The 12,550-nt window shown below is 68.7% G+C and carries 12 protein-coding genes; 10 read left to right on the forward strand and 2 right to left on the reverse strand.

All coding sequences use genetic code 11. The features are described 5' to 3' along the window. Positions 1-22 precede the first annotated feature (22 nt). From C1930_RS08550 to pcaC, 9 genes are all read left to right on the forward strand, one after another. Positions 23-1,342, forward strand: coding sequence for an MFS transporter (locus C1930_RS08550; protein WP_199912417.1), 1,320 nt, complete (start codon positions 23-25; stop codon positions 1,340-1,342). A gap of 171 nt (positions 1,343-1,513) precedes the next feature. Next, entirely contained in the window at positions 1,514-2,194 is a 681-nt protein-coding gene (locus tag C1930_RS08555; RefSeq protein ID WP_108771489.1) for a 3-oxoacid CoA-transferase subunit A, read from the forward strand. Then, positions 2,191-2,838, forward strand: coding sequence for a 3-oxoacid CoA-transferase subunit B (locus tag C1930_RS08560; RefSeq protein ID WP_108771490.1), 648 nt, complete (start codon positions 2,191-2,193; stop codon positions 2,836-2,838). Before C1930_RS08555 ends, C1930_RS08560 begins: the two co-directional genes overlap by 4 nt. Before the next feature lie 7 nt (positions 2,839-2,845). After that, a complete protein-coding gene (pcaF, locus tag C1930_RS08565; protein WP_108772562.1) occupies positions 2,846-4,054 on the forward strand; it encodes a 3-oxoadipyl-CoA thiolase in 1,209 nt (402 codons plus the stop codon). A gap of 78 nt (positions 4,055-4,132) precedes the next feature. Then, positions 4,133-4,843, forward strand: a complete 711-nt coding sequence (pcaH, locus tag C1930_RS08570) for a protocatechuate 3,4-dioxygenase subunit beta (protein ID WP_108761803.1) — start codon at positions 4,133-4,135, stop codon at positions 4,841-4,843. Positions 4,844-4,847: 4 nt separating this feature from the next. Beyond that, a complete protein-coding gene (gene pcaG, locus C1930_RS08575) occupies positions 4,848-5,411 on the forward strand; it encodes a protocatechuate 3,4-dioxygenase subunit alpha (protein WP_108771491.1) in 564 nt (187 codons plus the stop codon). A 78-nt stretch (positions 5,412-5,489) separates the two neighbouring features. Beyond that, positions 5,490-6,833, forward strand: a complete 1,344-nt coding sequence (locus tag C1930_RS08580) for a 3-carboxy-cis,cis-muconate cycloisomerase (RefSeq protein ID WP_108771492.1) — start codon at positions 5,490-5,492, stop codon at positions 6,831-6,833. 26 nt (positions 6,834-6,859) lie between these two features. Continuing rightward, positions 6,860-7,648, forward strand: a complete 789-nt coding sequence (gene pcaD / locus C1930_RS08585) for a 3-oxoadipate enol-lactonase (protein ID WP_108771493.1) — start codon at positions 6,860-6,862, stop codon at positions 7,646-7,648. Between the two features lie 21 nt (positions 7,649-7,669). After that, a complete protein-coding gene (gene pcaC / locus C1930_RS08590; protein WP_108771494.1) occupies positions 7,670-8,053 on the forward strand; it encodes a 4-carboxymuconolactone decarboxylase in 384 nt (127 codons plus the stop codon). A 103-nt stretch (positions 8,054-8,156) separates the two neighbouring features. Here pcaC and C1930_RS08595 read toward each other — a convergent pair whose 3' ends face one another. Continuing rightward, positions 8,157-9,011: an IclR family transcriptional regulator C-terminal domain-containing protein gene (locus tag C1930_RS08595; protein WP_108771495.1), complete on the reverse strand. Its 855-nt coding sequence runs from the start codon at positions 9,009-9,011 to the stop codon at positions 8,157-8,159. Positions 9,012-9,112: 101 nt separating this feature from the next. Next, a complete protein-coding gene (locus tag C1930_RS08600) occupies positions 9,113-11,536 on the reverse strand; it encodes a membrane-bound PQQ-dependent dehydrogenase, glucose/quinate/shikimate family (protein WP_108771496.1) in 2,424 nt (807 codons plus the stop codon). 299 nt (positions 11,537-11,835) lie between these two features. On the opposite strand from C1930_RS08600, the gene C1930_RS08605 reads away from it, so the two are divergent. Next, on the forward strand, positions 11,836-12,375 hold the full coding sequence (locus C1930_RS08605; protein ID WP_108755979.1) for an adenine phosphoribosyltransferase: 540 nt from the start codon (positions 11,836-11,838) through the stop codon (positions 12,373-12,375). Positions 12,376-12,550: the final 175 nt, after the last annotated feature.

The raw sequence follows: 12,550 nt of genomic DNA on the forward strand, positions 1-12,550 counted from the left end.
CGCTGTTGCAGGAAACCGCACCATGAGCCACGCCCCCGCCGCTGCACCGCCGCTCGTCCTGGAACGGATGAGTCCCTTCCAGTGGACCGCCATCGCCATCTGCGTGCTGCTGAACATGCTCGATGGCTTCGACGTGATGGTCATGGCCTTCACCGCGCCGCACGTGTCGGCGGACTGGGAACTGTCGGGCAAGGTGCTGGGGCTGATGCTCAGTGCCGGCCTGGTCGGCATGGCGCTGGGCTCGTTCCTGCTGGCGCCGCTGGCTGACCGCTGGGGCCGGCGGCCGATGATCGTGTGCTGCCTGCTGATCCTGACCACGGGCATGGCGCTGTCGGCGCTGGCCGGCAACGCCTGGCAGCTGGGCGCGCTGCGCGTGTTCACCGGCATCGGCATTGGCGGCATGCTGGCCGGTGTGGGGGTGATCACCGCCGAATATGCCAACGCCAAGTGGCGCAGCACCGCCGTGGCCCTGCAGGCAACCGGCTATCCCATCGGCGCCACTGCCGGTGGGGTGCTGGCGGCGTGGATGCTGCAGCACTGGTCCTGGCACAGCGTGTTCCTGATCGGTGCTGCAGCCTCGTTGCTGTGCATTCCGCTGGTGCTCAAGTGCCTGCCCGAATCGCTGGATTTCCTGGTGGCACGGCGCCCGGCCGATGCGCTGCCGCGCTTGAACGCGCTGCTGTCGCGCATGCAGATGCCGGCGCTGCAGGCGCTGCCGCCGGCACCGGTGCGCGAGGGCCAGCCGCAGGGCTACGCCGCGCTGTTCGTGGGCGATCTGCGCCGTGTCGCGCTGCTGATCGCGCTGGCGTTCTTCCTGCACATGTTCGCGTTCTACTTCGTGCTGAGCTGGACCCCGAAGCTGCTGGTTTCTGCAGGTGTTTCGGCGCAGCAGGGCATTACCGGCGGCGTGCTGCTGAACCTGGGCGGCATCGTCGGTGGCAGTCTGTTCGGCTGGCTGGCCTCGCGCTGGTCGCTGTCCCGCCTGACCGCCGGCGCGCTGCTGCTGGCGATGGTGGCAATGCTGGGCTTCGCTGCGTTCAACACGCAGTTGAATGTGGCCTTCCCGCTGGCATTCGTGATCGGCGCCGCGCTGTTCGCCGCCATGGCAGGACTGTACGCCGCCGCACCGGTGGTGTTCGCCGCACAGGTGCGCACCACCGGCCTGGGTTGGGCCATCGGCATCGGCCGGGTCGGCGCCATCCTGTCGCCGCTCACCGTGGGCGTGCTGGTGGATGGCCATTGGCCGCCGTCGGCGCTGTATGTGCTGTGCGCACTGCCGCTGCTGCTGGCCGCCTGGGCGTGCCTGGGCCTGCGCGTGGGCGTGGGCCAGAACCGGCGTTGAACCGCCTTCCGGAGTCATGCAGGCAATGTGCGATTATCGGATTGAAGGGCCGAATATCGGATTGACCGGGAAGGGGCCTGTGCGCACCATGTCCGCGTCATGTTTTCCCGTCGCAGTGGCCGTGCGCCGCGCTGGTCGGTACCAGCGAAGGGCAGGGCAAGGAGCAATGCAGTGATCGACAAGACCGTGGCCAGCGCCGAAGCAGCGGTGGCCGATATCCACGATGGGGCTACCGTGATGATCGGTGGCTTCGGCACCGCCGGCATGCCCGACGAGCTGATCGATGCGCTGATCGCGCAGGGCGCGCGCGAGCTGACCATCATCAACAACAATGCGGGCAACGGCGATACCGGCCTGGCCGCGCTGATCAAGCACAAGCGCGTGCGCCGCATCGTCTGTTCGTTCCCGCGCCAGTCCGATTCGCAGCATTTCGATGCGGCCTACCGCGCCGGTGAAATCGAGCTGGAACTGGTGCCGCAGGGCAACCTGGCCGCGCGCATCCACGCGGCCGGTTCCGGCCTGGGTGCCATCTTCACCCCCACCGGTTACGGCACCGAACTTGCCCAGGGCAAGGAAACGCGCGAGATCGATGGCCGCCACTACGTGCTGGAATATCCGCTGCACGCCGACTTCGCCCTGATCAAGGCCGACCGCGGCGACCGCTGGGGCAACCTGGTCTACCGCAAGACTGCGCGCAACTTCGGCCCGCTGATGGCGATGGCCGCGCGCTGCGCGATCGTGCAGGTGCGTGAGGTGGTGGCGCTGGGCGAACTGGACCCGGAAGCGGTGGTGACGCCGGGCATCTTCGTGCAGCGCGTGGTGCCGGTGGCCGCAGCAGGAGTAAAGGCATGAACAAGCTCAGCCGCGAACAGATGGCCGCGCGCGTGGCCCGCGATATTCCCGAAGGTGCCTACGTGAACCTGGGCATCGGCCTGCCGACCACGGTGGCCAACTTCCTGCCGGCCGACAAGGAAATCTTCCTGCAGTCGGAAAACGGCCTGCTCGGCATGGGCCCGGCGCCGGCGCCCGGCCACGAAGACCCGGACCTGATCAATGCCGGCAAGCAGCCGGTCACCCTGCTTATCGGGGGGTGCTATTTCCACCATGCCGACTCGTTCGCGATGATGCGTGGTGGCCACCTGGACATCTGCGTGCTGGGCGCCTTCCAGGTGTCGGTGCACGGTGACCTGGCCAACTGGAGCACCGGTGCGGCCGACGCCATTCCCGCCGTGGGCGGCGCCATGGACCTGGCTATCGGCGCCAAGCAGGTCTTCGTGATGATGGACCTGTTCACCAAGAAGGGTGAAAGCAAGCTGGTGGCCGACTGCAGCTACCCGCTTACCGGCCTGCGCTGCGTATCGCGCGTGTATACCGATGTGGCCGTGTTCGACCTCGGCCCCGACGGCGCCACCGTGCTGGAGATGGTGGAGGGCATGGACATCGCACAACTGCGTGAACTGACCGGCCTGCCGCTGGCACTGGCCGAAGGAGCCTGAGATGAGCCTGCACGAGACCTACATCGTCGATGGCATCCGTACCCCGATCGGCCGCTACGGCGGCGCGCTGTCCGGCGTGCGTGCCGATGACCTGGGCGCGATTCCGCTGAAGGCCCTGCTGGCGCGCCATCCGCAGCTGGACCCGGCGCTGATCGAGGATGTCTACCTGGGCTGCGCCAACCAGGCCGGCGAAGACAACCGCAACGTGGCACGCATGAGCCTGCTGCTGGCGGGCCTGCCGGTAACCGTGCCGGGCAGCACGATCAACCGCCTGTGCGGTTCGGGGCTGGATGCCATCGGCACCGTGGCGCGCGGCATCGCTGCGGGCGAGCTGGGCCTGGCCATTGCCGGCGGCGTCGAATCGATGTCGCGCGCACCGTTCGTGATGGGCAAGGCGGCCTCGCCGTTCGCCCGCGACCAGCAGATCGAAGACACCACCATGGGCTGGCGCTTCATCAACCCGCGCCTGCGTGAACTGCATGGCGTGGAAACGATGGGCCAGACCGCCGAGAACGTGGCCGAGCGCTACGGCATCAGCCGCGACGACCAGGATGCGTTCGCCCTGCGCAGCCAGCAGCGCACTGCCGCAGCGCAGGCGCGTGGCTTCTTCGCCGGAGAGATCGTGGCGGTGGACGTGCCGGGCCGCAAGCGCGGCGAGACCGTGACCGTCGACCGCGATGAACACCCGCGTGGCGATACCACCGCCGAAGCACTGGCCAAACTGAAGCCGTTGTTCCGCCAGCCGGGCACGGTGACCGCCGGCAACGCGTCGGGCATCAACGACGGCGCGGCCGCACTGCTGCTGGCCTCGGGCGCACAGGTCAAGGCGCTGGGGCTGACCCCGCGCGCGCGCATCCTCGGCTTCGCCAGCGCTGGCGTGGAGCCGGCCATCATGGGGATGGGCCCGGTGCCGGCCAGCCAGAAGCTGATGGCACGGTTGGGCCTGTCGATCACCGATTTCGATGCCATCGAACTGAACGAAGCCTTCGCCTCGCAGGGCCTGGCCTGCATGCGCCAGCTGGGCCTTGCCGACGATGCCGCACACGTGAACCCCAACGGCGGTGCCATTGCGCTGGGCCATCCGCTGGGCATGAGCGGTGCGCGCCTGGCGCTGACCCTGCTGCGCCAGCTGGAAGCCAGCGGCGGCCGGCGCGGCCTGGCCACCATGTGCATCGGCGTGGGGCAGGGCGTGGCCCTGGCCATCGAGCGCGTGTGACCCCCTCGCATTCCGTAATCTGCCCGTAACCAGCATGACAGCCGCGGCCCTCGGGCCGCTCGCCAACAGGAGTACGCCATGAGCGATCCCACCGAACTGCGCGGCTACCGCAAGCCGTATCCCGGCAGCCAGCCGCCGCGCATCCACCTGCCGTATGCCAGCACCGCCAAGCGCGGCCCCGGCACCGATCCGATTGCCATTCCGGTCACCCTTTCCGAAGTGACGGGCCCCAGCATCAACCGCATCACCCTGGGCGCGCATGCCGCCGATCTGACCGCTGGCTTCCCCGGCCAGCCGCTGGGTGAGCGCATCATCGTCAGTGGCCGCGTGCTGGACGAGAACGGTCGGCCGGTGCGCAATTCGGTGGTCGAGGTGTGGCAGTGCAACGCCGCCGGGCGCTACCTGCACAAGGGCGACCAGCACGACGCGCCGCTGGACCCGAACTTCAAGGGCACCGGCCAGGTGCTGACCGACAGCGAAGGCCGCTACCGCTTCACCACCATCAAGCCGGGCGCCTACCCGTGGCGCAACCACTACAACGCCTGGCGGCCGGCGCATATCCATTTCTCGCTGCACGGCGAAGGCATCGGCCAGCGCCTGGTTACGCAGATGTACTTCCCCAACGATCCGCTGCTGGCGTTCGATCCCATCTACAACTGCGTGGATGACGCCAAGGCGCGGGAGCGCATGGTGTCCTCGTTCGACTGGGAAACCACCGCGAATGAATTTGCGCTGGGCTATCGTTTCGACATCGTATTGCGCGGTCGCAAGATGACCGTGTGGGAGTAAGACCATGAGCTTCCAATCCACTCCGTGGCAGACCGTCGGCCCGTACTACCGGCTGGGCCTGGAGCCGCTGTACCGCGTCGAGATCGCGCCGGCGCAGGCGCAGGGCGAACGCGTGCAGGTGCAGGGCCAGGTGTTCGATGGCGAGGGCGTACCGGTGTCCGATGCCGTGCTGGAAATCTGGCAGGCCGACGCGCAGGGCATCTACGCGCACGCCGAAGACCCGCGCCGCGACGACCACGATCCCAGCTTCGATGGCTGGGGCCGCGTGCCGACTGACGACCAGGGCCGCTTTGCGTTCACCACCGTCAAGCCGGGCCGCGTGCCGGGGCTGCGCGGTGAAGCGCAGGCGCCGCACCTGGTGGTGCTGGTGTTCATGCGCGGCCTGCTGCAGGCCACCCGCGCGCGCATCTACTTCAGTGACGAAGCCAGCAATGGCGACGATGCCATCCTGGCGCTGGTGCCGGCCGAGCGCCGCCACACCCTGGTCGCGCAGGCGCAGGGCCAGGGCGTGTACCACTGGGACGTGCGCATGCAGGGCCCTGACGAAACCGTGTTCTTTGCCTACTGAATGCCCGGGCTGTCGCTTGCCCACGCCGGTCACCGCCGGCGCGGGTAAGCTGGGACAACCCTGGAAGGATCTTCCTTGATGAACCAGACTCCTTCGCTGCTTGGCGGCCTGTTCGGCGAGCCTGCCGTGGACGCGGTGTTCACCGATGTGGCGCGGCTGCAGGCCATGCTGGACGTGGAGGCGGCGCTGGCCCGCGCGCAGGCGCGCTGCGGGGTGATTCCGCAGGCGGCGGTGGCCCCCATCGAGGCGGCCTGCAATGCAGGCCATTACGATGTGAGCGCGCTGTCGGCCGCCACCGCGTTGTCCGGGAACCCGGCCATCCCGCTGGTGAAGGCACTGACCGCGCAGGTCAAGGCCAACGACGCCGAGGCGGCGCGCTGGGTGCACTGGGGCGCGACCAGCCAGGACATCATCGACACCGGTGCGGTGCTGCAGTTGCGCGCCGCGCGTGAGCACGTGCTGTCGCGCCTGCAGACGCTGTGCACGGCGCTGGCGCAGCTGGCTGATGCCGAGCGCGATACCGGACTGCCGGGCCGCACCTTGTTGCAGCAGGCGGTGCCGGTCACCTTCGGGCTGAAGGCCGCCGGCTGGCTTGATGCTCTGCAACGCAGTCAGCGCCGCCTGCAGACCCTGGGCGAAGACACCCTGGTGCTGCAGTTCGGTGGTGCCGCCGGCACCTTGGCCTCGCTGCAGCACCGTGGCCTGGACGTTGCCCAGGCGCTGGGCGAGGAACTGCAGTTGCCAGTGCCGGCACTGCCCTGGCACACCGCCCGCGATCGCGTGGCCGAGCTGGGCAGCGCATTCGCATTGCTGACCGGCAGCCTGGGCAAGATCGCCACCGACATCGTGCTGTTGATGCAGTCCGAAGTGGCCGAGGCGTTCGAACCGGCAGGCGAGGGCAAGGGCGGATCGTCGGCCATGCCGCACAAGCGCAACCCGGTGGGCTGCGTGGCTGCCATTGCTGCCGCGACCCGTGTGCCGGGCCTGCTGTCCACGCTGTACAGCGCCATGCCGCAACCGCACGAACGTGCGGCCGGGCAGTGGCATGCCGAATGGGAAACCGTGCCGGAGATCGTGCGCCTGTGTGCCGGCAGCCTGGCCCAGGTCACCGTGGTGGTGCAGGGCCTGCAACTGGATCGCGCGCGCATGCTGCAGCACCTGGACAGCCATGGCGGCCTGCTCTATGCCGAAGCCGTGGCGGTCACCCTCGGCGAGCGCATCGGCAAGGCCGCCGCGCATGCGCTGGTGGAACAGGCGGCGCAGCGCGCACTGGGCCAATCGCAGCACCTGCGTGCGGTACTGGCGCAGATGCCCGAGGTGACCGCGCAGCTTTCCGCTGAACAACTCGATGCCTTGTTCGCCGCCGACAGTTGGCGCGGCATGGCCGATACCTGGATCGACCGCGTGCTTGCACGCGCCTGATCCCCACGCATTCCGCTGGAGCCAGCATGCCGTTTCTCGAGCTTCCACAGCATCGCCTGCACTACCAGACCGAGGGCCGTGAAGACGGCCCCTGGCTGACCTTCTGCAATTCGCTGGGCACCGACCTGGGCATGTGGGCGGCGCAGGTACAGGCGCTGTCGGCGCAGTACCGCATCCTGCGCTATGACCGCCGCGGCCATGGCCAGTCCAGCGCGCCGCCTGGCCTGTACAGCGTGGCCGAGCTGGGCGCCGACGTGCTGGCGTTGTGGGATCACCTGGGCATCGAGCGCAGCCACTTCTGCGGGCTGTCCATCGGCGGGCTGACCGGCCAGTGGCTGGGCGTGCATGCCGGCAACCGCCTGCGCACGCTCACCGTGGCTGCCACCGCCGCGAAGATCGGCAGCGCCGAAAGCTGGCAGGCGCGCATCGTCCAGGTGCAGCACGACGGCCTGCTGCCGCTGGTCGATGGCACGCGCGAGCGCTGGTTCACGGCCGGCTTCGCACAGACCCATGCCAGCCAGGTGGAAGACATCCTGCAGCGCTTCCTGGCCACGTCGGTGGAAGGCTACGTGGGCTGCTGCAACGCGGTGGGCACGGCCGACTTCCGCGAGGTGCTGGCACGCATCCAGGTGCCGCTGCTGGCCATCGCCGGCGATGACGACCCGGTCTGCGTGCCGGCCGATCTGCAGGCCATTGCCAGCGGCGCAGCGCAGGGCGCTTATGCGCAGGTGGCCGGCCGGCATATCTGCAACCTGGAATCACCGCAGGCCTTCACCGCTGCATTGGCCGCGCATCTGGCGCAGGCCACGCACTGACACTTGCACAGGTAGACGACGATGGACGAACAGGAACGCTACGAAGCCGGCTTGGCGGTACGCCGCCAGGTGCTGGGCGAAGCCCATGTGGAACGCTCGCTGCAGGCGCGCACGGAGTTCACGACTGAATTCCAGGAATTCATCACCCGCACGGCATGGGGCACGGTGTGGACCCGCGACGGCCTGCCGCGGCACACCCGCTCGCTGCTGACCATCGTGATGATGGTGGCACTGGGCCACGACGAAGAGTTCAAGCTGCATATCCGCGCGGCACGCAACAATGGCGTCACGCCGGAAGAGATCAAGGAAGTGCTGCTGCAGGCCGCCATCTACTGCGGCGTGCCTGCGGCCAACCACGCCTTCGCGCTGGCCAAGCCGATCCTGGAAGAGCAGGCGGCCGACTGAGATCGGGGTCGGATCCCTTTGCAACGCAAAGGGCTCTGACCCCCACTCACGACTGGGGTCAGAGCCCTTTCCTGCGGAAAGGGATCCGACCCCGGGGCTTGGCTCAATGCAGCAACGACCCGAGCTGCTGCGCGGCTTCGCGCAGGCGCGGCAGCAACTGCGACTGCATCACGCCCAGGTTCACGCGGCCGGCCTGGGTGCCGATGTTCAACGCGGCAATCACCTCGCCACTGCGCGAACGTACCGGCACGGCGATCGAACGCAGGCCGATCTCCAGCTCCTGGTCCACCAGTGAAACGCCTTCGCGGCGGACCTTCTCCAGCGTCTCCAGGAAATCCTCCATGCGGGTGATCGTGCGCTCGGTGCGCGGGCGCAGGGGCGTGCGTTCCAGATAGCCTTCCAGCGTGTCGCGCGGCAGGGCCGCCAGCAGCACCCGGCCCATCGAGGTGCAGTACGCCGGCAGGCGGCTGCCCGCGCGCAGGCCGATGGACATGATGCGCACGGTCTCGGCACGCGCGATGTACAGGATGTCGTCGCCATCGAGCACGCCCAGCGAACACGATTCGTGCACGTCGTCGCGCAGTGCATCCAGCACCGGTTGCGCGGCGGCGGTCATCGACGAGGACGCCACGTAGGCGCCGCCCAGCCCCAGCACGCGCGGCAGCAGCACATAGCCGCGGCCCTGTTCGCCCACATAGCCCAGCTTTTCCAGCGTGTACAGCACGCGGCGCACCGCCGCACGCGAGATGCCGGTGTCGCTACTGATCTGTGACATGGTCACTTCGCGCGGATGCTGCGAAAACACGCTCAGCACGGCCAGGCCGCGGCCGAGCGAGGTCATGAAATCCGGATCGCCCTGGTTGCCCTGGATCTGCTGCATCAACTCATGGGCCAGCCCGCGCTCCTGTGGCGGGGCCGGGGAACGCTTGGGGCGACGGCTGGGAGGAACAGCAGGCATGGCAACCGGTTTCATCTACGTAAGCCCTGCATGGTAAGCGCTGGGCCGCAGGATCGGTACCCGCACGCCGTGGCCACGATGGGCCACGGCGTGGGCACGGTTCACTTGCTCTGCGGCAGCGCGTAGGCGATCACGTAATCGCCACGGTCCGGCGACTGGCGCGCGCCACCGGCGGAAATCACTACGTACTGGCGGCCGGTCTTCGGCGAGACATAGGTCATCGGCGTGCCCTGGCTGCCCACCGGCATGCGGGCCTTCCAGACTTCCTTGCCGCTGCGGCTGTCGTAGGCGCGCAGGTAGTAATCCTGGGTGCCGGCGAAGAACAGCAGGCCCGACTGCGTGGCCAGCGAACCGCCCAGCGTCGGCATGCCGATCGGAATGGGCAGGTGCATCTTGATGCCCATCGGCCCGGTGTCCTGCACCGTGCCCACCGGCACCTGCCAGACCAGCTTGTGGGTGGCCAGGTTGATGGCCGACATCGTGCCGAACGGCGGCTGCTGGCAGGGAATGCCCAGCTTGGACAGGAAGCGGTCACGCAGCGAGCCGTACGGCGTGCCGGTCTGCGAAGCGGCGCCCATTTCCACGCCACCATCGCCGCTGGTCATCTGCGCACGCGGAATCAGCTTGGTCCACAGGCCCAGGCGCATGTCGTTCACGAACAGGTAGCCGGTGGTCGGGTCGACCGAGGCGCTGCCCCAGTTCATGCCGCCCAGCGAACCGGGCCACTGCAGGGCCAGGTCTTCGCCCGGCGGGGTGTACATGCCGTCGTAGCGGAACTGCTTGAACTGGATGCGGCACAGCATCTGGTCGATCGGCGTGGCGCCCCACATGTCCGATTCGGTCAGCGTCTGCGCGCCGATCTGCGGCAGGCCCACCGACAGCGGCTGGGTGGCGGCGTAGCGCTCGCCCTGGGCGTTGCCCTGCGGCGCGGGAATCTCGCGCACTTCGGTGATCGGCTGGCCGGTCTGGCGGTTCAGCATGAAGATCTGGCCGGCCTTGGTGATCTGCAGCAGGGCCGGCAGCGTGCCGCCCTTGCCGTCGGGCACGTCGGTCAGGGTCGGCTGCGCGGGCAGGTCGTAATCCCACAGGTCATGGCGCACGGTCTGGTAGACCCAGCGCTCCTTGCCGGTGGCCACGTCCAGCGCGACCACGGCCGAGCTGTACTTGTCGTCCTGCGGGGTGCGCTCGCCGGCCCACTGGTCCGGCGTGGTGTTGCCGGTCGGCAGGTAGACCAGACCCAGCCGCGGATCGTAGGCCATCGAGGTCCACACGTTCGGCGTGGCGCGGGTGTAGTGGATCGACGGATCCAGCGGCACGTCCGGGGTTTCCTTGGACAGGTCCCAGACCCAGGCCAGCGCGCCGGTACGCACGTTGTACGCGCGCACCACGCCGGACGGTTCGCCCACCTCGATGTTGTCGGCCACGCGGCCGCCCACCACGATCAGGTCACCGGCCACCAGCGGTGCGGCGGTCAGGGTGTAGAAGCCGGGCTTGATCTCGCCCATGCCCACCTTCAGGTCAACCACGCCGTTGCTGCCGAAGTCCGGGCACAGCGCGCCGGTCTTGGCATCCAGCGCGAACAGGCGGGCATCGATGGAGGTCATCAGGATGCGCTTTTCGCAGATCGCCGGCTGGCCCACTGCAGCGGCGACGCTGGGGGCCGGTGCGGACGGCTCGACCGCAGCGGCGGGCGCGGCGACGGCGGTGCTGCTGTCGAAGTAGCCCAGGCCGCGGCAGCGCTGCCAGTTCGGTGCAGTGGCCTTGGGATCGAATGCCCAGCGCTGCGTGCCCGAATCGGCATCGATGGCGATCACCTGGTTGTGCGGGGTGCACAGGTACAGGGTGTCGCCGATCTGCAGCGGGGTGTTCTGGTCTTCGGCACCGAAGCCGTTGCTTTCCGGCACATCGCCGGTGCGCGCGGTCCAGGCCACCTGCAGCTGCTGCACGTTGTCCGGGGTGATCTGGTCCAGCGCGGCGAAGCGGGTGCCGGCGGTGGTGTTGCCCCAATGCATCCAGTCACGCTGCTCGCTGCCCTTGGCCACCGGCACTACCGGCGGCACATCACCGGCGGCGGACACCACCGGGCGCGGCTGGAAGGCCGACACCGCGGTGGCCAGCAGGCCCACCAGCAGCACGGCAGCCACGCCATAGGCACCGCGGCCAGCCGCTGCGCCACGGCTGCGCCGCAGCACCGGCCAGGCCAATGCCACCAGCAGGGCCAGCACGGCCGGCATCACCAGGCGCGATACCAGCGGCCAGAAATTCCAGCCGGCATCGACCAGTGCCCAGACCGCGGTGGCCACGAAGGCGGCGCCGAACAGCAGCGCACCGGCCGGTCGGCGCGCCAGCAGCAGGGCACCGGCCAGCGCCGATGCCAGACCCATCAGCAGGAAATACCAACTACCGCCCAGCAGGGCCAGGCGCACACCGCCGACCAACAGGGCCAGGCCGAACAGTGCCACCAGAATGCCGAGCAGGACCAGCAGCACCCGGCACAGGGCCGGAACTTTCGTCGTCTCGTCCACGTTGCATGAACCTCGTATCGAAAAACCCCACGACCGTGGGGGAAGGCCCGCGCGCGCCAGGCGTGGCGGGGACCGTTCGGCATCCCTGGCTGCGGGCCGTCCAGCGGGCGGGCAGGCAGTGACCTGCTTATGGCGCAGGCGGAGTGAATGGCCGGTTAGGGCGATTATCGCACGTGTGTGCGATTTTGGCGTTAGATCGGGCGGGCCACCAATGGAACGTTGCGGCGCGCCAGTGCCGGGAACGGGCAGCGTTCAGGCGAACCGGTTACCCTATGCCGCCATACAAGCTGGTAGCTGCAATGACCGACGCCACCGTGGCCGTCCCCGCCTGGGCCTCGCGCCTGCGCGATATCGCTGATTTCCCCAAGCCCGGCATCCTGTTCAAGGACATCATGCCGCTGCTCGCGCACGGCGAAGACTTCCGCGGCGCGATCACGGCCATGGCCGATCGTTGGCGCGACCAGAAGCTGGATGCGGTGGTCGGTATCGAATCGCGCGGTTTCATCCTGGGCGCAGCCATGGCGCTGGAACTGGGCGTGGGCTTCGTGCCGGTGCGCAAGCCGGGCAAGCTGCCGGGCAGGGTGCTGCGCGAGGAATACACGCTGGAATACCGCAGCGACTGCATTGAAGTGCACGCCGATGCGCTGCACGCCGGTGCGCGCGTGGCGATCATCGATGACGTGCTGGCCACCGGCGGCACGCTGGTCGCCGCGCTGTCGCTGGTGCGCCGCCTGGGCGTGGACGTGGTTGGCGCCGGCGTGCTGGTGGAACTGGACGGCCTGGGCGGCCGCGGTCGCTGGGAAGCGGATCTGCCGCTGCACACCGAACTGGTGTTCTGAGCGGGGAGCCTGAGCCGGTAGGCTTTGGTAGGTGCCAACCTTGGTTGGCACTGCTGTCCGCGCGACCTGTGGAACGCCCACCAAGGTTGGCGCCTACCGGATCGCGTTGATCTGCTCTGGTAGGTGCCAACCTTGGTTGGCACTGCTGTTCGCGCGATCTGTGGAGCGCCAACCA

It is taken from the genome of Stenotrophomonas sp. SAU14A_NAIMI4_8, assembly GCF_003086695.1.
GTDB lineage: Bacteria > Pseudomonadota > Gammaproteobacteria > Xanthomonadales > Xanthomonadaceae > Stenotrophomonas.